Source organism: Moheibacter sediminis (genome assembly GCF_900176425.1).
GTDB lineage: Bacteria > Bacteroidota > Bacteroidia > Flavobacteriales > Weeksellaceae > Moheibacter > Moheibacter sediminis.
Genome location: NZ_FWXS01000012.1, coordinates 50,555 through 77,068 on the forward strand (window position 1 = coordinate 50,555; position 26,514 = coordinate 77,068).

The window sequence follows — 26,514 nt, forward strand, 5'->3', positions numbered from 1 at the left end:
TGGAAAACGTACTATTTGCCTATTATCACAAAAGCAAAAGCTTTATGGATTTATCTGAAACAAACAGGAAAACTTAAATGGATTGCACATATCATTATAAAATGAATGACAGGAGCATCATCAGTTAAGGCTAAACATCAGCCATCAACAGCATTTGGAAAATCTGTAAAAATTAAACATTAAACTTGGGTGGGTTCCAGATATTTCCTTGGTAGCGGGAAATTAAGGTGTAATCACGGATTGTGATTTTTTTAGTAACGAAAGCAAGTTTAGGTTGCTTGATTTCAAAAGGCTTGAAATTAAAAGACCCGATGCTTACACTGCAACAACTGCAATAGCAAAAAGGACTACAATTGTCGTCGCTATCCTGGTTATGGTCGTGAGATTGGGCGGTTTCAAATTTAGGAACGGTATCTTCACACTGATTGCTTGCATCGCTGCAAGGCAACGCTGCGAGTACCATCAGGTAAAAAGTCCATATTGTGAGAAACCATTTCATTAGGGTACAAATATAGAAAAATAATTTGTGCAATCGGATTGCAAAGTTTCAGATTATTTTAATTGCATCTGTCACACCTTCCTTTAAGCACCAAATTGATACCTTCTAATTTGAAGTTTAGAGGAATATTGATGTTGGGAATTTCTGCATCTGTAAGGCAAAAAGTTCGTTTGCATTGTGAGCAATGGAAATGCGTGTGCTGCTCCGAAGGATTACAACTGCAGCCGGATTGGCAAAGTGCATATTTTACAACACCCGTTCCATCATCGATTGTATGGATAAGTTTGTGCTCTAAAAATGTTTTTAAAGTTCTAAACAAAGTGACATTATCTGCATTTTCGAACTGTTCTGCCAATTCTTTATGACTGATGGCGTATTGTTGCTGCATCAATTTTTCTGCCACCAACAAGCGCATTGCGGTAGGTTTTATATTTCTTTGTTGTAAAACATTTTCTAATTCAGTCATTCTAATTCAAATTTCTATTGTCCAATCATCCTTGTCATCTTCGTTAACTGCTATTTGCTCTATGATGCTGTTCGATACACTGTCGGAGTACGTGCCATAGCCATTTACGAAAATCCCTTTTGCTCCGTCTTTTTGGTTTCTCATCGCATACAAGATAGCTTCATCTTCCAAGTCATTCAGTCCTGTAAAACGATAAATTTTATCAATAACTATGTCACTTAAATTGACCTTTTCGCCTCCTATTTTGTATGAGATATTTTCTTCCAATAGGTTAAAATCTTCGGTATAACCTCTTAGTCTTAATATTTCAATTACCTCTGATAATGTTTTTTCTGTTGATAGCATAAGTTATTTTTATAAGTGTTTACAAATAATTAGTAAAACCTACCGATTTTTTATGTGATTTCTATAAAATGCGTTCTATTTAGCAACATTTTTTATCCTGTTGTATTGGTGGACAAGGAACACTGGCATAGCTACAATACACACAGCAGTCGCCTTGTAGTGGTTTTAACCTTGTTTTGCAATTTTCACATTCATAAAAATACTGACAAGCATCAACTGGCATTGTTTCCTCTTTTTTGTGCCCACATTTTGGGCAAGTTATTATTGATTGTAATTTAATTTCCATTATGATATAACTTTACTTTCTAGTGATTTATAACCTGTCGAATTGATAGCTTTTTCGATTTCAGCAATACGGGTTTGCTTATTATCAAACTTGACAATAGCGTTGCCTTTCTCATAGGAAACGACAACTTCGATAATTCCTTTTAGTTTGCTAACCTCTGTTTTAATATGATGTTCACAACCTGAACAAGTCATTCCTTTAATTGTAAACTCAACTTTCTGAATTTTGGAACTTTGGGTAATAATTGTTTTGTTTTCGGGCTTTGGAAAAAAGATGTGAGCGTAAATTGGAAATGATAAAAGTAAAGCCACCACAAGGGTAATAATTCCTAAAAATGATTTTGTTTGCATAAAATTTATTTTTTCAGTTGTTTCACATTTACAGTCAATTTTCTTTTGCGGTTTCAACTTTTGATACCAAGCAAAACCAATTACTAAAATTGTTAAACCGATAAAATATGGTCGGAAAGGTTCGAGCCAGGAAAAGTTTGAAGCAAGTCCGCTCGTCCCTGCTATGAGAGCTAAAATAGGTGTAATGCAACACAATGAAGCTACAATTGCTGTCAAAAGTCCAGTCCCGATTAGTTTGTTGTCCGTTTTCATATTGTTTCTAAAATTTTGTTGTCGTCAAGTATTTTAAAAAATGGTTCCAACATTTTTTCATACTCTTTCGTCAACGAGTAAAAAATGGTTTGCGCTTCTCTTTCGGTTTCAATAAGCTTTCGGTCTTTGAGTTTTCTCAAGTGCTGAGAAATTGCTGAAATTGTCATACCAAGAATATCGCTTAAATCACAAACACAAAGTCGTTTTTCTTCAAAAAGAAGAAACAGAATTTTCAGTCTTACATTGTTTCCCGTCAACTCAAGTCCGTTCGACAAATAGTCAAACGAGCCGTGGAGTTCTGAAACTCGTTCTTTACAGCGATTGATTTGTTTAATGTCAGCCTGTTGTCTTATGCAAGAAGTATTATCCATAATGCAAATATAGCTAATTTTCTTATTTAAGCAAATGCTAAAATATAAGTATTAAAATTTGGTATTTTATATGTTGATGTAATGGTGCCGTTTCTTTCAATTCTTCTAACAATATATTAACAGAGACATCACAAAAATATTTAGTATAATCATTCTTTCTGTACCAAATGCTGTAAGTTCGGGTCATTCTTGATGCGCTCCATTTCACTTGAAACAATATTCAGGATGTCTGCTTTTATTTGTTTATAATTACTTTCAATTTCCTGCTTCATCTTATCCTCGCTCTGCTCATTCACAAAAGATAAGATTTGCGGTATTTGCTGATAGGCTTTGCTTTCTGCTGCTACCTTTTCATTATCCACCACAATTTCGGCGTGAAATATCTTTTGCTCGATACGTTCATCAAAGTTATCCGATACAGAACCCACGAACATACCCTGTGTAAGCGTTGAAATTTTGGAAGCTGGAATAAGGCTGTCTAACTGTGTGGAAATAGAAGTTGATTTATCATTGCGGTTAATCGTCATACTTTGGCGTTTCTGCAATACCTTACCGAAGCGTTCCGATAGGCTCTTTGCTGTTTCGCCAACCACTTGACCACTGAATATATTACCGACTGTATTTTGTATTACCTTACTCTCTTTGTCGCCGTAATCCCTTGTTAATTGCGAAAAATCCTGAAATCCTAGGCATACCGCCACCTTATTACTTCTCGCCGTTGCTATAAGATTATCCAGCCCCCTGAAATAAATCGTAGGCAACTCATCTATGATAACGGAACTTTTAAGCTGTCCCTTTTTATTAATCAGCTTTACAATCCTTGAATTGTACAAGCCCAAAGCTGCGGAGTAGATATTTTGACGGTCGGGATTATTACCCACGCACAAAATTTTTGGTTCTTTAGGATTGTTGATGTCCAATGAAAAATCATCGCCAGTCATTACCCAATATAACTGTGGACTAATCATTCTTGACAAAGGAATTTTTGCCGATGCAATCTGTCCCTGTAATTGGTCTTGCGCTCCACCTTGCCAAGCATCCATAAAGGGCGATAAATAATTTTCCAAATCAGGGTACGAGGTTAAAATCGTGAATACGTCCGAATACTTTTTGTTCAGTAATTCAATGGCGTGTGGGAACGTACAATACTTACCATCTTCGTAGATTTTCAGATACCAAATAATGGCAGCTAAAAGAATGATTGGGCTTTCCACGAAAAAATCCCCTTGCTTCTGTATCCACGACCTGTTGAGGTTCAGCATTATGGTGTAAGCCGCTTCGTAGGCATCAGAAATGTCCGTCATAAAATCGGGATTGAGTGGATTGCAACGGTGGCTCTTGCGTGGGTCGTCGAAATTTATCACGTAAAATTTCGGCTGAACTTTGTACTTGTCCCTGTGCTTCAGTAGATGATTGTAGGCAATGGTTGAAAGGTCATCAAACTTGAAATCGTAAATGTACATACTAAAGCCTTTCTCTATCTGCTGCTTGATGTAGTTATTTACGATTGCATAAGATTTACCTGAACCCGGAGTACCCAACACGATTGATGCCCTGAAAGGATTTACAATGTTTATCCAACCGTTGTTCCATTTGCCTTTGTAGTAAAATTTGGTGGGCAGGTTGACGGAATACTCGTTTTCCATCAGCTTGGTTTCCTGTTGAAAGCTCTCGTTCTCGTTATTGAAAACATCGTCCATCAGATTAGTGCGGAGCAAGCGGCTCATCCATACACCTGCCATCAGCAAAGCGATATAGCCTAATGAGATAGTAAGGATATATAGGAATGTGCCTGTTGCCGGAAATAACTTTAGCAACGGTGTGTTTAGAAAGAACAGCACAAAGCCAACGCCCAACGCCACGTAAATTTTAGACCAGGTTATTTTCTCATTTTTTACGCCCTTTGTTCCTAAGCAACTTAAAGCCAGTAAAACCAAAGCGAATGCTTTGGTGTAAAGGGTATGTGAAAACAAACCCGCCGTCCGGTCGAAATTGACTAATATCTTGTTGATTACTTCCAACGTCCAACCACGTTCTAAAAAGAAACCGTAGCAGAACCAATAAAGGTGCATCAGCACCAAAAGAATACTGACAGCCCGCATAAAAGCCATTATCTTGGCAAGTCCTCTTAAATCGTCTTCTCCCTGCATTATTTTAAGTTTAATGTTCGGGCCTGAATTTAAAGGCTCTATGGAGTGGCTATAAGAATGTGGCAGTCTGTGGCGTTGTGTGGCAGTATTTGGCTAAATATTATTTCTGCCCTCTTTGACGTTTGCGTTTCTTCTTCATCTTATTGGCAAAGTCCTGTTCTTCGTAATCGTCGCCCTGGGTTTCGGACAGTAAGCCGCCCAATGCTTCAATCAAGCCGTCTTCGTGTTTGTCAATAGCTAAGAAGTCAAACAAATGGTGTGGTTCTTCCGCAGGAAGATCCGCATCATTTGATGTGGACAGTTTGGGTTCTAAAACGGCAGGTTCTTTAATATCTGGTTTGATGTTATTGTTCCAATAATCATTAAAGGTATTGGCAGAAAGTTCTTTTTCCAATCTTGAACCATTCCAAACCGTTTTAGAATTGTGGTCAATAAAAGTTATTCCGTAAATACGCCCTGTGTCATTTCTACGAACCACAACGTTAATGCCCTGTTCCGCTAATTGCTTCTTAAAAGCCTGTTCAGCGCTCGTGGTTTTCAGGGCAATAGTAACGGCAGATTTTAGGGTCTGTTTGGTTGGGCTGTCTTTCAAAGCCGTTTTGCATTTCGCAAAATGCAATTCCAAAGCCGGAAGCCCTGCGCTTTTTCCGAACAGCGAAGCCTTGAACGGATGCCCGGCTCTTTCGCCTTTTTCATTTAGCGGAATATACAATAAGCCTTGCTGCATTTTTCCCTGCAATTCGCCCTCTACCTTTTCGGTGGTAATATTGAACAGGGAAAGCAAAGCATTGTATTCGCCTAAAGTTTGGTATTGGTAATAGTTCGGCAAGTGGCGAACGACGGAAGCAATTTGGCTTTTTACATCGCCAGCCCGATAACCTACCGGACGGAAAATCTTGTCGTTCTGCTTGTGTTCTTTATCGGTTGCGGGTATCAAGCCGTGTTGTCTTTCCAGTTCACGGCACACATTCATAGACCGCATTTTCTCGAATTTGTCCGAAATCTTTTTGCCCTGCTCGTCCACGCAAACCGATACAATGTGTATATGGCTGCGGTCGATATCGGTATGTTTGAATACCACAAAAGGCTGTTCGCCGTAGCCCATTTCCCGCATATATTCTTCCGCCATTTGCCGAAACCTGTCATCGCTAACCTTATCTTTCGGGTCGGGATTGAGCGAAATATGCAACGTATGCTTTTCCGTATTGCGGTTGGCAATCAGGTAAGGTGCAAAAGATTGTGCTAATTGTGCAACAGTATATGCTCCAGTTGGCGTTTCGATTATCTTATTTGCGAACAGAATTTTCCCGTTTTCATTCTCTACTTTGAGCTGATTGTACGCCAATGCACCGTATAAATTCCCGCTTCTGCCAATCTTTGCTATCATCTGTACTGCTATTTTTTCAGGTTCTTTGCTTCAAATTCTTCGGTTATCTGAATGATTTTTTGGCATAGCATCGCCATTTCAGCCGTTTGTTTTTCCAATTTGTACAGGAACGCTGCGGCTTTTTTCTCCGAAAAATTCTTGTACAACAGCTTTACAATCTGGTTATAGTTTACACCTATGGAGCGGAACTGGCTGTGAAAAGAGGTCAGCCGCATATAAAAATCAACCGTTCCCTTGTCAATCTGAATGGTTTTTATGGTCTTGTCAAAGATGCAGGACGTTATGAAATGAGCCTTTACCTGCATACCTGATTTATCAAACAGGGCAAGAAAATGGGCGTGTTCCTGCTCGTTAAAGGAAATCGTATAGCGGATGGTCGCCGGGTCTTCTTTGGGGCGACGTCCGGTCTTTTTCAATTGCTTTTTGTTGTTATCGTTCATCACTAATCCATTTTAAAATCCATACAAAACCCTGACTTTGGAAGGTGTTTTCTGCCCCCTGCAAAGGGCAAGTTGTTTTGAGCATCGGAAATCATTCCGAGATGCTCAAAACACAACTTGCCGTGTTCCGGTGAACACAAAAATCCGCCCTGCGGGACGGATTGAATGTAACAGGGAAAAACGGCTCGTTGCCGTTCCCGTTACCCCCTGATATGTCAAAAGACTTTTGCATAAATCCGTTAATAAAAATCACAATACAAAGTAAAGCCCTGTTTACGATAGCGTTGCACTGTGACACAGTGCCAAATGCTGCCTCTGAACGCCAAACACTGCCACCGCTATACAACCGATTGAATTTGATGAGTTCTTTGCCCCTGAATGTTGACAGGCAGGCAGGCAGGCAGCCCGTGCTTCAGGACGAGCAGACGGCATACATTCAAGATGGCAGGTTATCCTGCCTGCAAGATTGCAGGAATGCAAGAAACCAAGAGCGCAGGAATGACGGAAAGCGTGACAGCCTGCTATCAGACAATCAAGCCTGCGTGATGGATAGAATGACGGACGGAACGAATGCAAGAACGCAATCACGCCTGATAGGATGCCTGAATGAAAGCATTGCTGCTGTACAGCAGGAAAGCAGGCAATCAGCAATTCCCGCAGGCAAGCCTGATAGCTATCCTGCAAGAAAGACAGCACGAAATCAGGACTGCACGGCTGAAAGCCTGCAAGACTGAAAACAGTAAGATGTAAACTTTAAATTTTAAAAATATGGACACAAGAAAGAAACCTCTGTTTGTCGCTTTTTCTTCTCAAAAAGGCGGTGTTGGCAAAAGCACATTTACCACGCTTGTCGCCAGTACGATGCACTATCGGTTGGGCTACAACGTAGCCGTTTTTGATGCGGATTTTCCGCAGCACAGCCTGATGAAAATGAAAACCCGTGATTTGGCAATGGTAATGGAAAATGAGGCGTTGAAAAAACTGGCATATAAGCAGTTTACCACCATCAATAAAAAAGCCTATCCCATTATGCAGCACAAAGCGGATAGCGTACTCGATGCGGCGCACGAATTTGTAAACACTTCCCCTGTTCCGCTTGATGTGCTGTTCTTCGACCTGCCCGGAACCGTGAACACGCCCGGAATTCTGAAAGCATTGGCAGGTATGCACCACATTTTCACGCCCATCACGGCAGACCGTGTGGTAATGGAAAGTACGCTCATCTTCACACAGCTTTTACAGGATGTAATTATGAAAAAAGGCGAAACTTCCATACAAAGCATTAACCTGTTTTGGAACCAGGTGGACGGCAGGGAAAGCACGCCCTTATATGACGTGTATAATCAGCTTATCGGGCAACTGGGGTTAAGCCTGATGCAAAGCCAAATCAAGAACAGCACCCGTTTTCGCAAGGAAAGTGAAGTGGACAGCAAAACAGTTTTCCGTTCTACGATAATGCCACCCGATGAGCGTTTGATGAAAGCCTGCCAGTTAGACCTGTTCATCAGCGAATTTTTAAACATCATTCAATCGTAGTGCTATGGAAAAAGATAATAAACGTAAAGTTACGCCGGACATTAACGAAGAGCTGATGATGAACCTGATGGTAGACGGCGTTAAAAAGGACGGTTTGCAGCTACCGCCTGAACCTGCCGAAGAGCAGGAAAAGGAAGAAATACAAAACGAGGTAAGGCAGGATGAATTACCACAAAGCAAACCTGTACAAAGGGAAAGAAACCGTACCAAGAAGAGCCTTGACGGAAGCTACGGCGAACACTTTTTGAAAACCCATTCGATGACAAAGCGGGGCGATAAAAGTATCTATATCCGGCAGGAATACCACGAACGCTTATCCCGTATTGTACAGGTCATTGGTAAAGATGCTATACCCCTGTATGCCTATCTCGATAACATACTGGAACATCATTTTGAAATGTTTGAAAAAGCCATTACCGATGATTTCAACGAAAAGTTTAAACCCATTTTTTAAAGCATCTGATTATGGAAATAGTAATTGTGATTTGCCTGCTGATAGTCATTGTCCTGCTTTTGCAGGATAAGATTGTCATTCATAAAAGGTCGGAGCAAAAGTCCAAACAGGAAAAAGTTAACCCGAACCTGCCCGATATTATGGGGCAACCCAAGCCAGTAAGAAGCCTTTCAGTGCCAAACACTGCCAATGAAAGCCAAATAACGGAACAGGAGATAAACCCTGATAATTTAGACATTGAATACGACGAAAACGAAAACGTCAGCATTCAAATTCCGCAGGAAGAACTGGACGAAGTTTTCAGCAATATGCCTGATTTGGAGGAAGAGGAAGAAGAATGGAACAGGTACGGAATATCCGGTGGCGATAACGGTTTTGCCCAAGGGGTTACCTACGACGAACTAAGCTCCGTAGGGGCATTGCTCCAAAAAGAGAATTTGGAACAGGCTCAAAAGGAAACAGCGGTAGCCATAGTTCAGAAATTACAGGGAACCGAATTATTCAGCTTACTGGAAAATTCCATTGAGGGTGCTTCCCGAAAAATTGCCGAGCTTTTGGATAGCACACTTTCATCTGAAAGCGACGACGGTTCTTCCACCTTGCGGAAAAGTGATTTGGGTGATTTTGACATTGGGGAGTTTGTATAGACTTCCCTTTTTTTTAGGAGTATAACTGCGTATTAGTGTGACATTATCTTATTATGCCTCTTGTGAGAAATGACAACATTATTCCGTCACTTGTAACTTACCTGCGTATGTTCCGTAGGGCTTACCTGAATAATCTCCAGTTTTGAAATAGTCACATAATAGTTTGACCACATTATCTATATCTTCTTCCGTTTCAAATTGGATTTTACCATCTTTTAAGTTTATCGGTGCTTTTTTCTTTTTACCCAATGTTTCCAACTTTTTTATGTTTTTAGAAGTTAAAGAATTTAGATTTCCTAATTTTTCCAACTTCATCAACTTTTTATGAATAGAAGCTTTTGTTTCTATTTTATCAGTTAGAAGCTTAATATCTCCAAAACACTGATGTTTAGATATTGATGTTGCTACGTCTTCCGCTCTCTTCTTATATTCTTCTTGTAATCCGACAAGTTGCTCAAAGTAAAATTTCTTCAATACGTAAAAAGTTTCTTCATAAAAGATACAATCTATTTGTTTGTCTAAATAAACAGTATCGCTTTTTAGCAATGAAAGTGTATTGGTATTGGTGTCAAAAAAAGTCCTTATCTGACTGCCTAAGCTTTTCTTTTCTCCGTCTTTTTCCTTTTCCACTCCTACTTTTCCGGGGGATATTTTTCTAAATGTATAAAAAGATTTATTACTGTCAATTTCAAACTCGACACAATATGCCCAAAGAGTTTCATCTTGGAGTATATCGTTTAAATCTGTGATTTTCGGTGGGCTTTGGTTTAATTGGTTATAAACAACGTCTGAAAAAGAGCCAACTTTATTCTGCATTTGATAAGTAAACAGATGTTCTGTTTCGTCAGCTATGACATCATAATCGAAAAAGTTTAAATCTTCATTATCCTGAATTTTTTTGAACTGTTTCAATGAAAGTTCATAAAGATAGTTTCTTACTTCATCCGTAATCTCTATCTGATAAACTTTAAAGTCAAACTTTTCCAAAACACGTGCGTTAGCTTTCATTCCTTCTTTGAGAATACGAGTGACAAAATACATCTTTAAGTTTTCCGCACTTGCCTGACCAATTATATCGACCAAAATGGATTTATCCATAATAAATATTTTTCGTAATTAAGTTTATTTTTATTTCTTGCCCGCTTTCCAAATCTTCATCTTTTGTTATCAAAAGAGCTTTTTTTGTTTGGCTCTTCTTGTTGTAATCAATTTGGTAAAGGGTATGAGTAATACTCAATATTGGATTTATTACAATCATATTTGATTTTGTATAAATGAAAAATATGATTATCAAGACAATGAAAATCGACGTAATGTCAAATAAGTTATTTGTGTCTTGGAAGATGAAGGGAACAATGTAAGTTGAGATGTAACTGATGCTTTCACTATTCTTGTTTTCTACTTCAACGACTTTTACAAGCTCTCCATTTGATTTTTTTATATCTAAATTTATCAATAAAAATTTTAGCCCTATATAACCGAATATTGCAGTAAGAAAAAGAAAAACGCTTAACCCAAATTTTGCTAAAGCCAGAAATACACTTTCTTGACTAAAACCTCCAAAATTCAAATAATCAATATTTTGCTTGACTTGTCGCAAAATCAATAATCCAAACAACGGAATATATGATGTAATGAACAACACAAAAATTGCGATATTATTTAGTTTTACTTTTTTCATTACATTATTTTGGAGATGGCTATATGGGAACTATCTCACACCTGCATAGTACTTTGCTCGTTCTTCTTTAAATAATCTCAATTGTTCTACCTGTTCTTGATATTGTTTATATAATCCGTTTTTCGATTTTGTTTGCTCGGGAAATGTCAGAGAAAAAGCATCTAAATCATTCGTATGGATTGCACTTTCGGGAATGACTTCCTTTATCTTATCTAATGCTTTTAAATAGTAGGTTTCGCTAATTTCGCAAGCTGTCAAACTCAATCCTGCATTATAACACGCAATTGCAATTGTTCCACTTCCCAAATGAGTATCTAAGATTTTATCTCCTTGATTAGCATACATTTTCAAAAGCCATTCGTAAAGCTCTACTGGTTTTTGTGTTGGGTGGATTTTATTTCTATTTTTTCTTACACTAAATCTGAAAATTTTTGAAGGCTTGTCTAATGATGACCAAGCCATTTCTGCCATTGAAAAATTATTCAATGTTTCGGGTTGGTTTTTATCCCAAATAATAAACCCTTTGTTGTATTCGCTTTTTAGCCAAAGTTGTCCGAAATAGTTTCCTCCCCAAATAATCTGATTTTTTGAAACCCGAAGTAACTCATTAAAGTAATCATCATTGGGTTTTACATCCCATTGACTGTACTCATCCATATTAAATTTGTAGTCGCCACCTCTTTTTGTTTTGTTTAAAATCCCATAAGGTGGGTCGACTATGGCAAGGTCAAAATAGTTGTCTGGATATCTTGCCATTAATTCCATATTATTTTCTCTCGTAATTGTAATCATCGTAAGTTTTAATTTTTTGCTGCAAACCTTGAAATAGTCAGGTCCGAAATGTTTTTACTGATGTCTTTTCCAAGATTATTGACGATGATATTATCAAAATCTTCGTAGTCAATTTCTCTCACGTCATTATCAATACAGTTGTATAAATATTCCGAAAAAGTGTTTGCCCGAATAATTACAATCGGACTTGTGCGAATATCTTGAAGTACCGCTGGAACATATCTTGGCGTAACTACAATTGTGTAAGCTCCCCCAATTTTTTCTCGGTGCCCTTCTAATCTTCCAGCATTTACACCCGAAAGTTTGTTTTTGGTCGACTTGGCATCAACGGCGAATTTTTTCTTTTTAGGAATATACAGGCATTCCAAATCAGTGTTTCCTGCTCCGCCTACTTTTTCGGCTTCTATATTGTAGAACATATTGAAACCATCTGTCAAAGCATCTTCAAAAAGATATGCTTCCGCTCCTTCGTTATTGTTTGCGTATTGTTCTATAATTTTCGGAAGATTAAGCAATTCAAATTTTATATCATCAGCTACTTCGCCAATTTCAACTAAAAGTGTCTTAGGGTAAAAACTGTAAATTTCCTTAATAACATCAATTTTCAAACGTTCAGGGTCGTTAAGCAACAGAGGCTTTGCTAAAAAAGAATATTCATTTTCTAATTGCTGAACTAACTGTTTTAAATTTTCAGGAATTGCAACCTCGTTTCTTGTTATTTTCCTAAAAGTATTGGTTGTTCCGTGTTGTAGTTTGGTTATAACAATTCCCTCTCGTTTGTTCAATACACCTGCACTTTCAAACAGACTTGAAACGTAATAATCCCATTCATAAGCAGAGTTCACATAAGCGTGTCTGTCTTCTTGAAATTTTTGAGCAATTTCTTCATCTGAAAACTTTCTTAATGCTAATAATTCATTTATTAAGACATCATATGTTTTTTGAGTAGCTTCTTTGAGAAACACAACAACGTACGCAACCTCAAAAGCATAAAGTTTGTTAGATAGTTTTGGTTCTGAAAGCAATTTATAAATCAAACGAAATGGATAAAGCTGAAATTCGCTATCCGTTCCGCTATGTGGATGGGGATATTGTACAGCCCAAAGCATTGTAAGAAATATTTTGGCTATTTTCTCTTTATCCCCAACGTTTTTCAAAAATAAGTTTCCAAGCGGACTAAATAAAAAACGGTCTTGCCCATCAACCTTGGCTTGGTAGCCAAACATATAATATGAAAGCTGATTGATTTTATGGTTTATCGCATCAAGCGGTAATTCAGGATTTCTTTCGCTATACAAACCTAACTCACTTAACTTTGAATTTAATTGCGCTTTCTCATCTTTTGAAATTCCTGTCTTGGTGTATGACTTCAAAAATTCAGCAACAACACAAAGTTTTTCAAAATCTCTTGTATGTCTGTATAAAATCCATTTCTTACTATCAATTCGTAAAGTCATATTATTGATTTATTTGAGCAACAATATTTTTAATTAACAAAGGCGGAATACATTCTCCAATACATTTTCTAATAAGTAATTCAGGTGTATTATCCGGGATATTCCAATTTTGTGGAAGAGAGGACAACAACATTAACTCCAAAGGTGTTAAAACTCTTGCATCAGAATAAGTTCCGTTTTTTAATTTTCTTCCTGGATGCACATTCAATTGTGAACTGATTGCATCATTTCGCATTGTAATGGTGGGAGCGGGTTCATCCCATTTAATTCGTCGGTATGTGGTATTGTAACTTTTTATTTTTTCTCCATTAGATTTTATAGGAAAGTATTCTTCATTTTCAAAAGCAGTTTTTCCTGTTGGGGTATGCTTCATCCACAGTACGTGATTATCCGAATGTTTTCGGGCAAAATGCCATTTTATTTTTGACTGTTCTCCTGCCTCAATACTTGGTAAAAAACCAATCTTTTCTTCGACTGTTATTTGCTTTTCAGACTTTATAGGTTGTCCCCATTTTTTGTCTTTTCGGTACAATTTTATGATTGCTCTTGTCCGTCTTTGAGCAACACCATATTCAGAAGCATCATACACATTAGCTTCAATTTTGTATTCTTTGCCGAATAATAGATTTAAAATCTCTATTACTTTTAAATGTTGATTTTGGTATGGCAAAACCATCTTAAAAAATGTTGGTACATTTTCTATCAGTACAAAATCGGGAGATTTTAATTTAATGAAATCAATTATTTTAAAAACAAGATAATTCCTTTCATCTTTAAGCATTTGCTCAATATTCCGATTTTTTCCTGCAACACTCATTCCTTGACAAGGTGGTGAAGCAATTAGAAAGTCTAATTTTTCAGGGGTACTTTCTACGAGTGTTTTAAAAATCTTCTCGTCTAAAATGCTACCTGCAATCATTTTAGAATTTGGATACAATGCCTGATATAGGTCAGCTCTTTCCTGAACCAATTCGTTAGCAGCGATAATATTAATTCCTACTTCTTCAAAGTAAGTTTCTGCTATGCCTGCACTTGAAAATAATGATGCTCCTACCATAATTAAAACTTGAGTGTACTTTGATGTTGGTTTTTAATTCTCATATATTTTGCTTTCTCCTCAGCAGCTAAAAATAGCTTTTGAGTTTCCTCCTCCGGATAAATTAATTCTGCAATTCTTTCGCTTAGATACTCGTGTTCTAATTTTTTTAAGTCAAGACTGAAAAATGCTGAAAGTTTCGGTATTATTTCAGCAGGTACATTTCTTTTACCGTTTTCAATTTTTGATAAGGTAGATTGGTCTATGTCTAATGCAGCCGCAAGTTTAGTTAATGTTAAACCATTATCTAATCTTAGCTTGTGAATATATTCGCCAAATGTTTCTTTCATAATCTTGAAATTTATTTCTTGACACTTTTGGCAAATCTACTAATTTGGTTTCGTTTGCGAAAGCTTTCAGCTATAAACTTTGGATTTTGGCTCGTTTTGAGTGACAGATAACCGCTTCTATAGAATAAAAGTGCAAAATCCATAATAGTTATTATTGAAACGTAACCTCAAACCGTAAAAAGTTTGGCTTTTTTTTATGCTCAAATGCTTGTTGCAAAGCCACTCACAGCCAAACACTTCCTTTGACTGCCACTTTCTCATAACGCCTCTTTTTCCACAAGACATTTGTCCCGAAAGCTCGCAAGGTGCGGGATAAACAGTAACAAATTAATGTGTTTCAATTATGGAAAAACAGAGAAAAAAAGTTTTGCTGGCAGCCGTGGCAATGCTGTCAGGAATTGGTGCGTTCGCACAGGGAAACGGCTCGGCAGGTATCAACGAGGCTACCCAAATGGTAACAAGTTATTTCGACCCCGCAACGCAGTTAATCTACGCCATCGGTGCGGTAGTCGGGTTAATCGGGGGCGTTAAGGTTTACAACAAATTCAGTTCCGGCGACCCCGACACGAGCAAGACCGCAGCTTCGTGGTTCGGTGCGTGTATCTTCTTGATTGTTGCCGCTACCATCCTGCGTTCATTCTTCCTTTAATCCTTTGCCTTATGAATTACAATATCAACAAAGGCATCGGCAGGACGGTGGAATTTAAAGGGCTGAAAGCGCAATACCTGTTCATTTTCGCAGGTGGGCTGCTCGGTACGCTTATCCTCGTGATGATACTGTATATGGCAGGCGTAAACTCCTACATCTGCCTGTTCCTCGGAGCAGGCGGTGCTTCGCTCATTATATGGCAGACCTTTTCGCTCAACAGGAAGTACGGCGAACACGGGCTGATGAAAATTGCAGCCAATAAAAGGCATCCCCGCTACATCATCTGCCGCAAGCCTGTACACCGCTATTTAAAATTCACACCTAAACAGAATGCCGTATGAGAAATGTAGCAAAGACCACCACACTGGAAAATAAATTTCCTTTGTTGGCAGTAGAGAACAACTGCATCTTATCCAAAGATGCGGACATTACCGCCTGCTTTGAAGTGCGCCTGCCGGAACTGTTCACGGTAGCTTCTGCGGAATACGAAGCCATACACTCCGCCTGGCACAAGGCTATCAAAACCCTGCCTGATTTTACGGTCATTCACAAACAGGATTGGTACATTAAGGAAAGCTATACGCCCGATTTGGCAATCGAAGACCAGAGCTTTTTATCAAAGTCCTATCAACGCCATTTCAACGAGCGACCGTTCCTGAACCATTATTGCTACCTGTTCCTGACGAAGACCACAAAGGAAAGAATGCGGATGCAAAGCAACTTCAGTTCGCTTTGCAAAGGTACGTTGATACCAAAGGAAATCAGGAACAAGGAAACGATACACCGCTTTATGGAGGCGGTCGCCCAGTTTGAGCGTATCGTGAACGATAGCGGTTTTGTTAGCCTGCGGCGTTTGACCGAAGAGGACATTATCGGAACGGAAGATACACAGGGATTACTGGAACAGTACCTCACGTTATCGAGGGGAGCCGGAACACCAATGCAGGACATCGCACTCGGAAACGAAGAAGTACGCATCGGTAACAAAAGGTTAAGCCTGCATACACTTTCAGATACGGACGACCTGCCCGGAACGGTATCGGCAGATACCCGTTTTGAAAAGCTATCTACCGACCGTAGCGACTGCCGCCTTTCATTCGCCGCACCCGTGGGCTTGCTGTTAAGCTGCAACCACATTTACAACCAGTACATTTTTTTGGATAACAGCGAAGACAACCTGCAAAAGTTTGAGAAGTCCGCAAGGAATATGCACTCACTGGCTCGTTACAGCCGTGCCAACCAAATCAACAAAGAGTGGATAGAAAAGTACCTGAACGAAGCCCACAGCTTCGGGCTTTCTTCAATCCGTGCGCACTTCAACATTATAGCGTGGTCGGAAGACCCTGCGGAACTGAAACAGCTAAAGAATGATTGCGGTAGTGCATTGGCATTGATGGAGTGTAAGCCTCGGCACAACACTACGGACGTAGCCACTTTGTATTGGGCAGGTATGCCCGGCAATGCGGGCGACTTCCCCAGTGAGGAAAGTTTTTACACTTTTATTGAGCCTGCATTGTGCTTCTTCACGGAAGAAACCAACTACCACAATTCGCCCTCGCCGTTCGGTATCAAGATGGCTGACAGGCTTACAGGAAAACCTATCCATTTGGATATTTCCGACCTGCCTATGAAGCGTGGTATCATTACGAACCGGAACAAGTTTATACTTGGTCCATCGGGAAGTGGTAAATCGTTCTTCACTAACCATATGGTACGGCAGTATTATGAACAGGGCGCACACGTACTGTTGGTAGATACGGGTAACTCTTATCAGGGCTTGTGCGAACTCATCAAAGGAAAGACCAAAGGCGAAGACGGTGTTTACTTCACTTATACCGAAGATAACCCCATTGCCTTTAACCCTTTCTATACCGATGATGGCGTGTTCGACATTGAGAAGCGGGAAAGTATCAAGACTTTGATACTGACCTTATGGAAACGTGACGATGAGCCGCCAACTCGTTCTGAAGAAGTTGCCCTTTCCAATGCGGTAAGCGGTTATATCGAACGTATCAAAACGGAAGACGTTTACCCGTCATTCAACGGTTTCTATGAGTATGTAAAAGGCGACTACCGCAAGGTACTGGAAGAAAAGCAGGTCAGGGAAAAGGACTTTGACATTGCCAACTTCCTGAACGTACTCGAACCCTATTACAAGGGTGGCGAATATGATTACCTGCTGAACTCCAACAAGCAGTTAGACCTGCTTTCCAAACGCTTTATCGTGTTTGAGATTGATGCGATTAAAGACCACAAAATCCTCTTTCCCATTGTGACCATCATCATTATGGAGGTGTTCATCAACAAGATGCGCCGATTGAAAGGTATTCGTAAGCTCATCCTGATTGAAGAGGCTTGGAAAGCGATAGCCAAAGAAGGAATGGCAGAATACATCAAGTATTTGTTTAAGACCGTCCGCAAATTTTTCGGAGAAGCGATTGTCGTAACGCAAGAGGTCGATGATATTATCCAGTCGCCCATTGTCAAGGAAAGTATCATCAATAACTCCGACTGTAAAATCCTGCTTGACCAACGCAAGTATATGAACAAGTTTGATGATATACAGGCGATGTTGGGGCTTACGGACAAAGAGAAAGGGCAGGTACTTTCCATCAATATGAACAACGATGCAAGCCGACTTTACAAAGAGGTTTGGATTGGCTTAGGTGGTACGCACTCGGCAGTCTATGCCACCGAAGTTAGTTTGGAGGAATACCTCGCCTACACGACAGAAGAAACCGAAAAAATGGAAGTAATGCAGCTTGCTTCCGAACTGGATGGTAATGTAGAACTCGCCATTAAGCATATCGCAATGCAAAGGCGGGACAATTCAAATCAATAGTCATTAACAATTTAAAAATTCAGAAACAATGAAAAAAGTATTGTATCTGGTGTGTACGGCACTGATGCTCGCCGTAGCACCGTCAGCAAAAGCCCAGTGGGTTGTAACCGACCCGGCTAATTTGGCTTCGGGCATTATCAACTCTGCAAACGAAATCGTGCAGACTTCTTCCACCGTAAGCAACGTGATAAAGAACTTCAACGAAGTGAAAAAAGTTTACGACCAGGGCAAGGAATATTACGACAAGCTGAAAGCTATCAACAACCTTGTGAAAGATGCCCGTAAAGTGCAACAAACGGTATTGTTGGTAGGCGATGTTTCCGAAATGTACGTGAACAACTTCGGCAAGATGATGAACGACCCAAATTTCACACCGCAGGAACTGACCGCTATCGGCAACGGTTATTCGGCACTGCTCAATGAAAGTACCGAACTGCTGAAAGAACTGAAGCAGATTATAACCTCATCAAGCCTTTCGCTCAATGACAAAGAGCGTATGGATGTGATTGACCGTGTGTACAAAGAGGTAAAGGATTACCACAGCCTTGTACGCTACTACACCAACAAGAACATTTCTGTAAGCTACCTAAGAGCGAAAAAGAAAAACGATGCCCAAAGAGTGCTTGAACTCTACGGAACTGCTAACCAAAAATACTGGTAAACTATGGAATGGGATAATCTTCACGAACTCCTGCGGTCGCTTTATGATGATATGATGCCACTTGCAGGCGATATGGCGGCAGTCGCTAAGGGTTTGGCGGGATTGGGAGCATTGTTCTATGTGGCATTAAAGGTTTGGCAGGCTTTAAGCCGTGCCGAACCTATTGATATGTTCCCTTTGCTGCGCCCGTTCGCTTTGGGGCTTTGCATAATGTTCTTTCCAACCATTGTTTTGGGAACCATCAATGCGGTATTAAGCCCCGTGGTAGTAGGAACCCACCAAATACTCGAAGACCAGGTGCTTGACCTGAACAAGCTGCAACAGCAGAAAGACCAGTTGGAATACGAGGCAATGGTAAGGAACCCCGAAACTGCCTATATGGTATCAGACGAAGAGTTTGATAAAAAACTGGATGAACTGGGATGGTCGCCCTCCGACATTGGAACAATGGCGGGTATGTATATGGACAGGCAAGCCTACAAGATTGAGAAAGCCATAAAGGATTGGTTTCGCAATCTACTGGAAATACTCTTTCAGGCAGCGGCTTTGGTCATTGATACCATACGAACGTTTTTCCTGATAGTCCTCTCCATACTCGGACCAATAGCCTTTGCTATTTCCGTATGGGACGGCTTTCAGTCCACGCTCACGCAATGGCTCACGAGGTACGTCAGCGTTTACCTGTGGCTTCCTGTTTCGGATTTGTTCAGCTCAATGTTGGCAAGAATACAATCCCTCATTTTGGAAAGGGATATAGCAATGCTTGCCGACCCCACCTATATACCTGATACGAGCAATACCGTGTACATCATCTTTATGATAATCGGCATCATCGGGTACTTCACTATCCCGACCGTAACAGGTTGGGTAATCCAAGCCGGAGGCGCAGGAAACTTTACCCGCAATGTAAACTCCACAGCAATGAAAGCCGGAAACATCGCCGGAGCAGGCGCAGGCTCAACAGTTGGAAACATCGGCGGTAAACTGATGAATAAATAATCATTAATCATTCTAAAAAATGGAATTTAAAACGCTAAGAAATATCGAAAACAGCTTTAGGCAGATAAGATTATATGCCATTGTGTTTGCGGTTCTCTGCATTAGCGTGGTAGGTTACGCCGTATGGCGTTCCTACCGCTTTGCAGAAGAACAACGCCAAAAAATCTATGTACTGGATAACGGCAAATCCCTGATGCTTGCCTTATCGCAGGATGCGAGCATCAACCGCCCGGTTGAAGCAAGGGAACACGTTAGGAGATTTCACGAACTGTTCTTTACGCTTGCTCCCGACAAGAACGCTATTGAAAGCAATATGAGCAGGGCATTTAACCTTGCCGATAAAAGTGCTTTTGATTACTACAAAGACTTGTCGGAAAAGGGCTATTACAGCCGTATCATTTCGGGGAACGTGCAGCAACGCATCGAGGTGGATAGTGTCGTGTGCAATTTCGACAACTACCCGTATGCAGTGCGCACCTATGCCAAACAGTTCATTATCCGGTCAAGCAATGTAACCAGGCGAAACCTGATTACTTCCTGCTATCTCGTCAACTCCGTTCGTTCCGACAATAATCCGCAGGGCTTCAATATTGAAAAATTTGCAGTCGTGGAAAATAAGGATATAGAGGTCATCGAACGCTAAAAAACAATCTTATGGAAGCATTATCAGATTTAAGCACGTTCGCAAAAATCCTTACCGACAAAGGATATAACGGGTATTTCCATACGCAGGGTGCGTATGCCGGAAAGCTGAAAGACAGCATCAGCGAATACCTCGAAAGCTGCCAAAAAGGTGCAGATACTTTGCCTAAGCAGGACTTACTGCTGACAGGCTACCTGCAATGGTCGGGCGATGACAAGCCCCATGTAGAATGCAGTATGTGGGTAAAGTACCTGAATGGCAAATTCTCATTGAGCCGTATGGAGGTAGCCAAGAAAGACGGCTTTGGGCAATTACTCAAAAAATCGGAACTGGCAAACCTGTCCGTAATGTCCGCACCCAAATTAACGGAGGCGGTCGCACTGGTCAACGATGCGCCGAAACAACAGGCGGGTAAAAGTCCTAAGCGTTTCAAGCTATAACACAGAAATAGTAAGGCTATGAAAAAATTAAGAGCAAATATGGACAGGTACTTTGACAAGTTGGACGAACGTTGGCGGGCGTTGCCCTTGCGCAAACAGCACCAATATACGCTGTACTTCTTTGTGGGTTACCTGCTGCTTACCGTAGCGGTCATTGGCAAAGTAATGTACGATACCTCAAAGTCCGGTAACGGTATGGTCATAGAGCATATCGAAAACCCTGTCCTTAAAAGTAAAAATCCTGCAAGGTTGCAGGATAGTGTATCAACAATTTTAAAAAATCAGATTTATGAAAGAAAATGAAAAAAGGGTCAGCTTTCTCGTTGAGGGAGAAGACCAAAACGGAGCATCAAATCTGCCGGATAATAAAAAGAGCAATAAGGATAAGCTCAAAAAGCCAATCATATTCCTTTTGATGGGCGTGGTATTTCTCGGCTGTATGTACCTCATATTTAAACCGTCGAAAGATAAAAAGGCGGTCGAAAATATCGGGCTGAACGATGCCGTACCGCAGGCTACCGGAGCAGGGATGCCCGATGATAAAAGCAAGGCGTATGAGCAGGAAATGCTCGAACGCAAAGAGCAGGAAAAGCGCAATGCACTGACCACGCTTTCTGATTATTGGAATACTGAAGATACTGCATCTGCTGACAATGAAGAAAGTTTACCTGAAGAAGACGAAGAAAGCAACGGCTTTGGGGGTGGTGGCAGAAAATCGGGACGAAACGGAAATTCTGCATTGAATAGTTACCGTAATGCACAAAGCACACTGGGTTCATTCTATCAGGACAACAATTCGGAAACAATGGAATTGCGTAAGCAAGTGGACGAACTAAAAGCAAAGTTGTCGGAAAAAGATGTACCACCTGTGGCCACCGTTGACGACCAACTCAAATTAATGGAGAAATCCTATGAAATGGCAGCAAAGTATCTTCCCCAAAATGCCAATACCGGAAACGCTGCTCCTGCCATCGGTGCAACTCCTGCTGCTGCGGGTGCTAACCAAAAAGAGCAATTTGTATCGTTCACACCAACAAGAAAGAACATTGTATCAGCCTTGTACCGTGAACCGTCGGACAGTGCCTTTGCAGCCGATTGGAGCCAAACAAAAAACAGGGGGTTCTATACCGCAGGTTCTACTGAAGAGGTGGTACAGCCTAAAAACAGTATCAAAGCCTGTGTACACGAAGCCCAAACGGTAGTTGGCGAAACGGGTGTGCGTTTACGCCTGTTAGAGCCTGCCAAAACCCCGCAACGTACCATCCCCAAAGGAACAATTGTAACGGCTAATGCCAAATTTCAGAATGGCAGGTTACAATTAAAAGTTACTTCGGTAGAACTGGAGGGCAATATCATCCCGGTAGATATTACTATTTATGATTTGGACGGACAGCAAGGTTTATATGTTCCGTATTCGCCTGAAAGAAATGCGGTTACGGACATTGTAGCCAATATGGGCAATGCCACAGGTTCGAGCTTCAGTATGAGTTCTACTCCTGGACAGCAAATTACTTCTGACCTAAGTAAAAGTGCAGTGCAAGGTATTTCGGGCTATTTCGCTAAGAAAGTAAGAACGCCAAAGGTTGCACTCAAAGCAGGCTATCAGGTCTTTCTTGTATCTAAAAAATAATGTTGAACTCAAATAAATAAAACAATGAAAAATCATTTAAAAACCTTTTGGGCTATTGCCCTTATACTCGGCTTTGCTGCACAATCTAATGCACAGGACAGCATCAGAACACCACTTGCATTGGGCAAGATAGAGCCGTACCGTATGGAAGTTACCTACGATAAAACCTCGCACCTGATTTTCCCGACTGCCATTCGTTACGTGGATTTGGGCAGCGAATACCTTATTGCAGGGAAAGCCGAAGATGCGGAAAACGTGTTGCGTGTAAAAGCATCTGTAAGGGACTTTGAGCCGGAAACGAATTTTTCCGTTATTACGAATGACGGACGTTTTTATAGTTTCAACGTGTATTACAGTTCCTACCCGGAGGCAATGAGCTATGACCTGCTCACGATGCAAAAAGCGGTGGATAAAGCCAAAGGTAACGATGTGCTTTTTGAAGAACTGGGCAACAATTCGCCGTCACTGGCAGGCTTGCTTTTGGAAACCATTTACAAGAAAGACAAACGCATTGTAAAGCATATCGGTGCTAAGAGTTTCGGCATTCAGTTTATCCTAAAAGGGATTTACATACATAACGGCAAATACTATTTCCATACTGAATTGAGAAACCGTGCCAATGTTCCTTTCGAGATTGATTTCATCAATTTCAAAGTAGTGGATAAAAAGGTAGCTAAACGCACCGTAGTCCAGGAACGCCCTTTAACTCCTTTGAGAACTTACAAGCCATTGGACGGTATTTCCGGGAAATCGACCGAACAAAATGTGTTCCTGTTAGACCAGTTTACCATTGCCGATGATAAGGTACTGCTGATTGAGATTTTCGAGAAAAACGGTGGCAGGCATCAAACATTGCACGTCGAAAATTCCGATTTAATCAAAGCCCGTTTGATTGACGATATGCACCTGAAATTTTAATAACCCTTTAAAGCAAGAATATGAAAAAGTATATCTATACCGTGCTGTTTGTCCTGATAGGCATCACGGCTGCACAGGCGCAAAGAATGCTGCCGAAGCAGAAAGGATTGGAAATAAGTGCAGGTGTATTGTCCGATGATAAGATTGGCAATGATTACTACATCAGCGCAGCAATGACGGTAAACGGTAAGAATGGTAACTATCAGCTTTGGGCGTTGGAATATACCCACCAGTACCACGGGTATAAAGACCTCCGCATACCGCAGGAAACCTATTCCGCAGAGGGCGGTTACAGCTTCTTTTTGTTGGGCGATGCCCGTAAGAACATCACGCTGAATTTCGCCGTAACAGGTGTGGTCGGTTACGAAACCATCAACCGGGGCGAAACAATGTTGTACGACGGTGCGAAGATATTGAGCGAAGATAATTTTATCTACGGTGCAGGCGGTCGCCTCACTTTTGAAACGTACCTGTCCGACCGTTTTGTATTAGTCCTGCAAGGGCGTACAAAAATCCTTTGGGGTACGGATTTACAACAGTTCCGACCGTCAGCAGGTGTGGGATTAAGGTTTAACTTTTAAAACGTAAAAACGATGATAGCAATATTCAATAAATTCAGAACGGGGCTACTGCCACTATATGTATTCCTGACAATCCTCACAGCTTCGGTTACGTTGGTATCTTGCAGCAAAGATGATGACCTCGAAATACAGAACAATTTTCCTTTCGAGGTCAATGTAATGCCAGTGCCTAAAGATGTTGCAAACGGGCAGACCGTAGAAATACGCATTACCATACAGCGTACAGGCAATTACAGCAATACGCAGTATTTCCTCCGTTACTTTCAATTTGACGGGCAGGGAACATTGCAATACTACAACGAACCGCCGTATCAGCCCAATGACCTGTACCAATTACCAACGGAGCAGTTCAGGCTGTACTACACTTCAACGTCTGCCGTTTCACAGTCTTTTGACGTTTGGATTTCGGACAGCTTCGGGAATGAAAAGCAGATAACTTTTCAGTTTAACAGCAGCGATTAAGAGCAGTATTTCAATTCAAAAAAAAACGGCTTATCTGATTGGTAAGCCGTTTTTAATTTTCAGCCGGGCAGTGTATTTCAAAAGAAATAATTTCTTATCCTTGTAATCTATTTCAGTGTTGAGTAAGGTTTTATTTCCATAAACAATGAAAGAGGCTTGCCTTTTGGGGTAAGCCTCTTTCGCATTTAATTCACATCGTTTACAGGCTGAAACAAATATTTTTCGTAAATTCAAACAGTGGAAATAAAGTGTTTTTGTTATGGTCGCATCATTGGTTATAGGTATCATATTTTTGGTTGCAGGCTTGGGACTTCGTTACTGGATTAACCGCAGGAAGTTTTACAGGCGCAGCCCTATGGGAGCAGAGGGTTTCTCATCTTATGAAAGTTCGGTTTTCATTAAATTAATTGAAAAGATTGGCAAATGGGCAGCTTACGCCTTGATTATATTTGGGCTATTGTCTCTTTGGGTTTATTCCCGAGAGAAGAAAGAAGATAAGGAACAACAAAATGTGAAAATACAAAAACCTGTATAGGTAGTTTTAAAAGAGAAATTATAAAATGACAAAATCTTTCGATGACATAACCCTACGAAATATATCAGATATTATTTCAAATATACTAACACATACAAAAATTACAGAACATTTATCTGGTGCTGGCATTTCTCAATCTCAATTCGGTACTAACAAAACAGATAGACTATTTTATGCTTTAAAAGAAAGACAAGTTCAAGATAGGTGTGGAAATAATGTTTTAGCGTTCGTTGTCAGACTGTTAAATCCAAAGCGATACAATTCAGAAGATGAATTTGAAAAGGATAGAACCACTATCAATGAGAAACTGGTTTATGAAGGAATAGAAATTGATAAAGCTGGACAACCACGGCAAGTTGACAGAGCTAAAACCATTTCAGAAGCTAAAAGTAGGTCACTAAAAATAAAAGAAAAAGTACACGGTATTGGGGTTCATTCAGAAATTTTGCCTTACTGTGAGGCTGAATGGTTAAAGGAAAACTATTTTCACGCTATACTCGAGATTACAAAAAGTGTGGCGGAAAGGCTTAGGCAAAAAAGTGGCTATACTTCAGACGGAGCAGATTTAGTTGATGACTGTTTTGCTTTGGGAAAAGACAAAAGACCTATGCTTGCTTTTAATACTCTGAATAATCCAAGCGAGGAAAGTGAACATAAAGGCTTCGGAAACTTCTGTAAAGGATTTTTTTCTATGTACAGAAACCCAAAAGCGCACAATCCGAAAATATTAGAGGATACCCAACTCTCACAAATGACGGAAGTATTGGTTGTAGCAACAATAATCCATAACAAACTTGACAACACTTATAGGACAGGACTTAAGTAATAAGCAAATCGGATAGTCGAAAAGGTTATCCGATTTTTTATTTATACAGAATAGTAAACCGCCAAACACTGCCTATCAAAGCCAAACCCTGCAACATTCCCCAACGCAGCAATAAGCCTTTATAAATTCGACTTCCACGCAAAATTGAGCACACAATGGAAGTTATCGCAATACAAAAGTCCGTACTGGAGGGAATGAAAAACGAGTTGAAAGCACTTTTGGAACTGACCGAAAATGCCACGAAAAAGTACACGCCGATTTTCGCACAAGAGCAATGGCTCGATAACCAGGAAGTGTGCCTGATGATGAACATTACCAAACGGACTTTGCAGACATATAAGGATAAAGGGTTATTACCTTATTCCCGATTGAACCGTAAGAATTATTATAAACGCTCGGATGTGCAGGCTTTGCTCGAAGTCGGACATCCGTACAATACCGCTGAAAATGGATTTATTGACAAATGACAATGAGGAAATCATCGCCCACAGGGAAATAATTACACAGCTGCACAGCCGTATTAAAAGCATATTGGAAAATTACCGTCCTGTAATGAATGGAGAAATATATCTGTCGGGCGAAGATGTGTGCAAACTGTTACATATCAGCAAAAGGACTTTGCAGCAATACCGGGATGATAATATCCTGCCGTATATACAGATTGGTGGTAAGATTATTTACAAGGAAAGCGATATTCTGACCATACTGGAGCAAAATTACATTTCAAATAGAACAGATTTATTGTAGCCTTTTTCGTTATATATGCTGTCAAAAAGAAACGAGTTTAGTATCTTTGCTGCTGAAAATATAGAAAATACTTAAAGTGTTT

The 26,514-nt window shown here is 40.2% G+C and carries 35 protein-coding genes; 20 read left to right on the forward strand and 15 right to left on the reverse strand.

The window, feature by feature from the left end; translation table 11 throughout:
• Nucleotides 1-172: 172 nt before the first annotated feature.
• The 9 genes from B8977_RS14415 to mobA all read right to left on the reverse strand — a co-directional run bounded on the left by B8977_RS14415 (nucleotide 173) and on the right by mobA (nucleotide 6,546).
• Nucleotides 173-499 carry a DUF6660 family protein gene (locus B8977_RS14415; protein ID WP_084018999.1) on the reverse strand — a complete coding sequence of 109 codons (327 nt, stop codon included), beginning with the start codon at nucleotides 497-499 and terminating at the stop codon, nucleotides 173-175.
• Nucleotides 500-557: 58 nt separating this feature from the next.
• The gene (locus B8977_RS14420) at nucleotides 558-965 is read right to left on the reverse strand and encodes a Fur family transcriptional regulator (protein ID WP_084019000.1); all 408 of its coding nucleotides are present in this window, start codon (nucleotides 963-965) and stop codon (nucleotides 558-560) included.
• Nucleotides 966-971: 6 nt separating this feature from the next.
• Nucleotides 972-1,310, reverse strand: a complete 339-nt coding sequence (locus B8977_RS14425; protein ID WP_072885930.1) for a hypothetical protein — start codon at nucleotides 1,308-1,310, stop codon at nucleotides 972-974.
• A gap of 79 nt (nucleotides 1,311-1,389) precedes the next feature.
• Nucleotides 1,390-1,596, reverse strand: coding sequence for a GDCCVxC domain-containing (seleno)protein (locus B8977_RS15225; protein WP_084019001.1), 207 nt, complete (start codon nucleotides 1,594-1,596; stop codon nucleotides 1,390-1,392).
• On the reverse strand, nucleotides 1,596-2,198 hold the full coding sequence (gene merTP, locus B8977_RS14435) for a mercuric transport protein MerTP (RefSeq protein WP_084019002.1): 603 nt from the start codon (nucleotides 2,196-2,198) through the stop codon (nucleotides 1,596-1,598). The genes B8977_RS15225 and merTP overlap by 1 nt, the downstream gene beginning before the upstream one ends.
• Entirely contained in the window at nucleotides 2,195-2,569 is a 375-nt protein-coding gene (locus tag B8977_RS14440; protein WP_084019003.1) for an ArsR/SmtB family transcription factor, read from the reverse strand. Before B8977_RS14440 ends, merTP begins: the two co-directional genes overlap by 4 nt.
• 149 nt (nucleotides 2,570-2,718) lie before the next feature.
• Complete coding sequence (gene mobC / locus B8977_RS14445) at nucleotides 2,719-4,719, reverse strand: conjugal transfer protein MobC (RefSeq protein ID WP_084019004.1); 2,001 nt, start codon at nucleotides 4,717-4,719, stop codon at nucleotides 2,719-2,721.
• 100 nt (nucleotides 4,720-4,819) lie between these two features.
• Nucleotides 4,820-6,106: a conjugal transfer protein MobB gene (mobB, locus tag B8977_RS14450; RefSeq protein ID WP_084019005.1), complete on the reverse strand. Its 1,287-nt coding sequence runs from the start codon at nucleotides 6,104-6,106 to the stop codon at nucleotides 4,820-4,822.
• An 8-nt stretch (nucleotides 6,107-6,114) separates the two neighbouring features.
• On the reverse strand, nucleotides 6,115-6,546 hold the full coding sequence (mobA, locus tag B8977_RS14455) for a conjugal transfer protein MobA (protein WP_084019006.1): 432 nt from the start codon (nucleotides 6,544-6,546) through the stop codon (nucleotides 6,115-6,117).
• Between the two features lie 545 nt (nucleotides 6,547-7,091).
• Here mobA and B8977_RS15140 point away from each other — a divergent pair.
• Genes B8977_RS15140 through B8977_RS14475 form a run of 4 tightly spaced genes read left to right on the forward strand, consistent with a single transcriptional unit; the run spans nucleotide 7,092 to nucleotide 9,183 of the window.
• Nucleotides 7,092-7,280, forward strand: coding sequence for a hypothetical protein (locus tag B8977_RS15140; RefSeq protein ID WP_123842502.1), 189 nt, complete (start codon nucleotides 7,092-7,094; stop codon nucleotides 7,278-7,280).
• 34 nt (nucleotides 7,281-7,314) lie between these two features.
• On the forward strand, nucleotides 7,315-8,082 hold the full coding sequence (locus B8977_RS14465; RefSeq protein WP_013632629.1) for a ParA family protein: 768 nt from the start codon (nucleotides 7,315-7,317) through the stop codon (nucleotides 8,080-8,082).
• A 4-nt stretch (nucleotides 8,083-8,086) separates the two neighbouring features.
• Complete coding sequence (locus tag B8977_RS14470; RefSeq protein ID WP_013632628.1) at nucleotides 8,087-8,536, forward strand: DUF3408 domain-containing protein; 450 nt, start codon at nucleotides 8,087-8,089, stop codon at nucleotides 8,534-8,536.
• An 11-nt stretch (nucleotides 8,537-8,547) separates the two neighbouring features.
• Entirely contained in the window at nucleotides 8,548-9,183 is a 636-nt protein-coding gene (locus B8977_RS14475) for a hypothetical protein (RefSeq protein WP_034735089.1), read from the forward strand.
• Between the two features lie 78 nt (nucleotides 9,184-9,261).
• On the opposite strand, the gene B8977_RS14480 is transcribed toward B8977_RS14475, so the two are convergent.
• The 6 genes from B8977_RS14480 to B8977_RS14505 are packed head-to-tail and all read right to left on the reverse strand — an operon-like array spanning nucleotide 9,262 to nucleotide 14,499.
• Entirely contained in the window at nucleotides 9,262-10,281 is a 1,020-nt protein-coding gene (locus B8977_RS14480) for a Kiwa anti-phage protein KwaB-like domain-containing protein (RefSeq protein ID WP_002978479.1), read from the reverse strand.
• Nucleotides 10,274-10,864, reverse strand: a complete 591-nt coding sequence (locus B8977_RS14485) for a hypothetical protein (RefSeq protein ID WP_002978481.1) — start codon at nucleotides 10,862-10,864, stop codon at nucleotides 10,274-10,276. The genes B8977_RS14480 and B8977_RS14485 overlap by 8 nt, the downstream gene beginning before the upstream one ends.
• 30 nt (nucleotides 10,865-10,894) lie before the next feature.
• Nucleotides 10,895-11,656, reverse strand: coding sequence for a DNA methyltransferase (locus tag B8977_RS14490; protein ID WP_002978482.1), 762 nt, complete (start codon nucleotides 11,654-11,656; stop codon nucleotides 10,895-10,897).
• 8 nt (nucleotides 11,657-11,664) lie between these two features.
• A complete protein-coding gene (locus B8977_RS14495; RefSeq protein WP_084019008.1) occupies nucleotides 11,665-13,113 on the reverse strand; it encodes a restriction endonuclease in 1,449 nt (482 codons plus the stop codon).
• A gap of 1 nt (nucleotide 13,114) precedes the next feature.
• Nucleotides 13,115-14,170, reverse strand: a complete 1,056-nt coding sequence (gene dcm, locus B8977_RS14500) for a DNA (cytosine-5-)-methyltransferase (RefSeq protein ID WP_084019009.1) — start codon at nucleotides 14,168-14,170, stop codon at nucleotides 13,115-13,117.
• A gap of 2 nt (nucleotides 14,171-14,172) precedes the next feature.
• Nucleotides 14,173-14,499, reverse strand: coding sequence for a helix-turn-helix domain-containing protein (locus B8977_RS14505; RefSeq protein ID WP_002978487.1), 327 nt, complete (start codon nucleotides 14,497-14,499; stop codon nucleotides 14,173-14,175).
• 343 nt (nucleotides 14,500-14,842) lie between these two features.
• Here B8977_RS14505 and B8977_RS14510 point away from each other — a divergent pair, with 343 nt between their 5' ends.
• The 16 genes from B8977_RS14510 (at nucleotide 14,843) to B8977_RS14585 (ending at nucleotide 26,432) form a co-directional block, all read left to right on the forward strand.
• A complete protein-coding gene (locus tag B8977_RS14510; RefSeq protein ID WP_002979435.1) occupies nucleotides 14,843-15,148 on the forward strand; it encodes a DUF4134 domain-containing protein in 306 nt (101 codons plus the stop codon).
• A gap of 11 nt (nucleotides 15,149-15,159) precedes the next feature.
• A complete protein-coding gene (locus B8977_RS14515) occupies nucleotides 15,160-15,489 on the forward strand; it encodes a DUF4133 domain-containing protein (RefSeq protein ID WP_084019010.1) in 330 nt (109 codons plus the stop codon).
• Nucleotides 15,486-17,990, forward strand: a complete 2,505-nt coding sequence (locus tag B8977_RS14520; protein WP_084019011.1) for a TraG family conjugative transposon ATPase — start codon at nucleotides 15,486-15,488, stop codon at nucleotides 17,988-17,990. Before B8977_RS14515 ends, B8977_RS14520 begins: the two co-directional genes overlap by 4 nt.
• 28 nt (nucleotides 17,991-18,018) lie before the next feature.
• On the forward strand, nucleotides 18,019-18,651 hold the full coding sequence (locus tag B8977_RS14525; RefSeq protein WP_048499037.1) for a DUF4141 domain-containing protein: 633 nt from the start codon (nucleotides 18,019-18,021) through the stop codon (nucleotides 18,649-18,651).
• A 3-nt stretch (nucleotides 18,652-18,654) separates the two neighbouring features.
• A complete protein-coding gene (gene traJ / locus B8977_RS14530; protein WP_024566595.1) occupies nucleotides 18,655-19,650 on the forward strand; it encodes a conjugative transposon protein TraJ in 996 nt (331 codons plus the stop codon).
• 19 nt (nucleotides 19,651-19,669) lie between these two features.
• Nucleotides 19,670-20,293, forward strand: coding sequence for a conjugative transposon protein TraK (gene traK, locus B8977_RS14535; protein ID WP_037440337.1), 624 nt, complete (start codon nucleotides 19,670-19,672; stop codon nucleotides 20,291-20,293).
• An 11-nt stretch (nucleotides 20,294-20,304) separates the two neighbouring features.
• On the forward strand, nucleotides 20,305-20,733 hold the full coding sequence (locus B8977_RS14540) for a hypothetical protein (protein ID WP_084019012.1): 429 nt from the start codon (nucleotides 20,305-20,307) through the stop codon (nucleotides 20,731-20,733).
• Between the two features lie 18 nt (nucleotides 20,734-20,751).
• Nucleotides 20,752-21,036, forward strand: a complete 285-nt coding sequence (locus B8977_RS14545; RefSeq protein WP_024566592.1) for a hypothetical protein — start codon at nucleotides 20,752-20,754, stop codon at nucleotides 21,034-21,036.
• On the forward strand, nucleotides 21,023-22,363 hold the full coding sequence (gene traM, locus B8977_RS14550; protein ID WP_084019013.1) for a conjugative transposon protein TraM: 1,341 nt from the start codon (nucleotides 21,023-21,025) through the stop codon (nucleotides 22,361-22,363). Before B8977_RS14545 ends, traM begins: the two co-directional genes overlap by 14 nt.
• Nucleotides 22,364-22,387: 24 nt before the next feature.
• Nucleotides 22,388-23,281: a conjugative transposon protein TraN gene (traN, locus tag B8977_RS14555; RefSeq protein ID WP_066436433.1), complete on the forward strand. Its 894-nt coding sequence runs from the start codon at nucleotides 22,388-22,390 to the stop codon at nucleotides 23,279-23,281.
• A 20-nt stretch (nucleotides 23,282-23,301) separates the two neighbouring features.
• Nucleotides 23,302-23,862 (forward strand): conjugal transfer protein TraO, encoded by a 561-nt coding sequence (locus B8977_RS14560; protein ID WP_013632611.1) that lies wholly within the window; start codon nucleotides 23,302-23,304, stop codon nucleotides 23,860-23,862.
• 12 nt (nucleotides 23,863-23,874) lie between these two features.
• On the forward strand, nucleotides 23,875-24,324 hold the full coding sequence (locus B8977_RS14565; RefSeq protein ID WP_013632610.1) for a DUF3872 domain-containing protein: 450 nt from the start codon (nucleotides 23,875-23,877) through the stop codon (nucleotides 24,322-24,324).
• A 259-nt stretch (nucleotides 24,325-24,583) separates the two neighbouring features.
• Nucleotides 24,584-24,859 carry a molybdenum ABC transporter permease gene (locus tag B8977_RS14570; RefSeq protein WP_084019014.1) on the forward strand — a complete coding sequence of 92 codons (276 nt, stop codon included), beginning with the start codon at nucleotides 24,584-24,586 and terminating at the stop codon, nucleotides 24,857-24,859.
• 25 nt (nucleotides 24,860-24,884) lie between these two features.
• Nucleotides 24,885-25,685, forward strand: coding sequence for a TIGR02391 family protein (locus tag B8977_RS14575; RefSeq protein ID WP_072885911.1), 801 nt, complete (start codon nucleotides 24,885-24,887; stop codon nucleotides 25,683-25,685).
• 155 nt (nucleotides 25,686-25,840) lie between these two features.
• Nucleotides 25,841-26,152: a helix-turn-helix domain-containing protein gene (locus B8977_RS14580; RefSeq protein WP_084019015.1), complete on the forward strand. Its 312-nt coding sequence runs from the start codon at nucleotides 25,841-25,843 to the stop codon at nucleotides 26,150-26,152.
• Nucleotides 26,133-26,432, forward strand: a complete 300-nt coding sequence (locus tag B8977_RS14585) for a helix-turn-helix domain-containing protein (protein WP_084019016.1) — start codon at nucleotides 26,133-26,135, stop codon at nucleotides 26,430-26,432. Before B8977_RS14580 ends, B8977_RS14585 begins: the two co-directional genes overlap by 20 nt.
• The last annotated feature ends 82 nt before the right edge of the window (nucleotides 26,433-26,514 follow it).

Excerpts from the sequence above, each read along its gene's own strand:
- B8977_RS14415 (WP_084018999.1), bottom strand. The coding sequence starts at position 499 with ATGAAATGGTTTCTCACAATATGGACTTTTTACCTGATGGTACTCGCA.
- B8977_RS14420 (WP_084019000.1), bottom strand. The coding sequence starts at position 965 with ATGACTGAATTAGAAAATGTTTTACAACAAAGAAATATAAAACCTACC.
- B8977_RS14425 (WP_072885930.1), bottom strand. The coding sequence starts at position 1,310 with ATGCTATCAACAGAAAAAACATTATCAGAGGTAATTGAAATATTAAGA.
- B8977_RS15225 (WP_084019001.1), bottom strand. The coding sequence starts at position 1,596 with ATGGAAATTAAATTACAATCAATAATAACTTGCCCAAAATGTGGGCAC.
- merTP (WP_084019002.1), bottom strand. The coding sequence starts at position 2,198 with ATGAAAACGGACAACAAACTAATCGGGACTGGACTTTTGACAGCAATT.
- B8977_RS14440 (WP_084019003.1), bottom strand. The coding sequence starts at position 2,569 with ATGGATAATACTTCTTGCATAAGACAACAGGCTGACATTAAACAAATC.
- mobC (WP_084019004.1), bottom strand. The coding sequence starts at position 4,719 with ATGCAGGGAGAAGACGATTTAAGAGGACTTGCCAAGATAATGGCTTTT.
- mobB (WP_084019005.1), bottom strand. The coding sequence starts at position 6,106 with ATGATAGCAAAGATTGGCAGAAGCGGGAATTTATACGGTGCATTGGCG.
- mobA (WP_084019006.1), bottom strand. The coding sequence starts at position 6,546 with ATGAACGATAACAACAAAAAGCAATTGAAAAAGACCGGACGTCGCCCC.
- B8977_RS15140 (WP_123842502.1), top strand. The coding sequence starts at position 7,092 with ATGGATAGAATGACGGACGGAACGAATGCAAGAACGCAATCACGCCTG.
- B8977_RS14465 (WP_013632629.1), top strand. The coding sequence starts at position 7,315 with ATGGACACAAGAAAGAAACCTCTGTTTGTCGCTTTTTCTTCTCAAAAA.
- B8977_RS14470 (WP_013632628.1), top strand. The coding sequence starts at position 8,087 with ATGGAAAAAGATAATAAACGTAAAGTTACGCCGGACATTAACGAAGAG.
- B8977_RS14475 (WP_034735089.1), top strand. The coding sequence starts at position 8,548 with ATGGAAATAGTAATTGTGATTTGCCTGCTGATAGTCATTGTCCTGCTT.
- B8977_RS14480 (WP_002978479.1), bottom strand. The coding sequence starts at position 10,281 with ATGGATAAATCCATTTTGGTCGATATAATTGGTCAGGCAAGTGCGGAA.
- B8977_RS14485 (WP_002978481.1), bottom strand. The coding sequence starts at position 10,864 with ATGAAAAAAGTAAAACTAAATAATATCGCAATTTTTGTGTTGTTCATT.
- B8977_RS14490 (WP_002978482.1), bottom strand. The coding sequence starts at position 11,656 with ATGATTACAATTACGAGAGAAAATAATATGGAATTAATGGCAAGATAT.
- B8977_RS14495 (WP_084019008.1), bottom strand. The coding sequence starts at position 13,113 with ATGACTTTACGAATTGATAGTAAGAAATGGATTTTATACAGACATACA.
- dcm (WP_084019009.1), bottom strand. The coding sequence starts at position 14,170 with ATGGTAGGAGCATCATTATTTTCAAGTGCAGGCATAGCAGAAACTTAC.
- B8977_RS14505 (WP_002978487.1), bottom strand. The coding sequence starts at position 14,499 with ATGAAAGAAACATTTGGCGAATATATTCACAAGCTAAGATTAGATAAT.
- B8977_RS14510 (WP_002979435.1), top strand. The coding sequence starts at position 14,843 with ATGGAAAAACAGAGAAAAAAAGTTTTGCTGGCAGCCGTGGCAATGCTG.
- B8977_RS14515 (WP_084019010.1), top strand. The coding sequence starts at position 15,160 with ATGAATTACAATATCAACAAAGGCATCGGCAGGACGGTGGAATTTAAA.
- B8977_RS14520 (WP_084019011.1), top strand. The coding sequence starts at position 15,486 with ATGAGAAATGTAGCAAAGACCACCACACTGGAAAATAAATTTCCTTTG.
- B8977_RS14525 (WP_048499037.1), top strand. The coding sequence starts at position 18,019 with ATGAAAAAAGTATTGTATCTGGTGTGTACGGCACTGATGCTCGCCGTA.
- traJ (WP_024566595.1), top strand. The coding sequence starts at position 18,655 with ATGGAATGGGATAATCTTCACGAACTCCTGCGGTCGCTTTATGATGAT.
- traK (WP_037440337.1), top strand. The coding sequence starts at position 19,670 with ATGGAATTTAAAACGCTAAGAAATATCGAAAACAGCTTTAGGCAGATA.
- B8977_RS14540 (WP_084019012.1), top strand. The coding sequence starts at position 20,305 with ATGGAAGCATTATCAGATTTAAGCACGTTCGCAAAAATCCTTACCGAC.
- B8977_RS14545 (WP_024566592.1), top strand. The coding sequence starts at position 20,752 with ATGAAAAAATTAAGAGCAAATATGGACAGGTACTTTGACAAGTTGGAC.
- traM (WP_084019013.1), top strand. The coding sequence starts at position 21,023 with ATGAAAGAAAATGAAAAAAGGGTCAGCTTTCTCGTTGAGGGAGAAGAC.
- traN (WP_066436433.1), top strand. The coding sequence starts at position 22,388 with ATGAAAAATCATTTAAAAACCTTTTGGGCTATTGCCCTTATACTCGGC.
- B8977_RS14560 (WP_013632611.1), top strand. The coding sequence starts at position 23,302 with ATGAAAAAGTATATCTATACCGTGCTGTTTGTCCTGATAGGCATCACG.
- B8977_RS14565 (WP_013632610.1), top strand. The coding sequence starts at position 23,875 with ATGATAGCAATATTCAATAAATTCAGAACGGGGCTACTGCCACTATAT.
- B8977_RS14570 (WP_084019014.1), top strand. The coding sequence starts at position 24,584 with ATGGTCGCATCATTGGTTATAGGTATCATATTTTTGGTTGCAGGCTTG.
- B8977_RS14575 (WP_072885911.1), top strand. The coding sequence starts at position 24,885 with ATGACAAAATCTTTCGATGACATAACCCTACGAAATATATCAGATATT.
- B8977_RS14580 (WP_084019015.1), top strand. The coding sequence starts at position 25,841 with ATGGAAGTTATCGCAATACAAAAGTCCGTACTGGAGGGAATGAAAAAC.
- B8977_RS14585 (WP_084019016.1), top strand. The coding sequence starts at position 26,133 with ATGGATTTATTGACAAATGACAATGAGGAAATCATCGCCCACAGGGAA.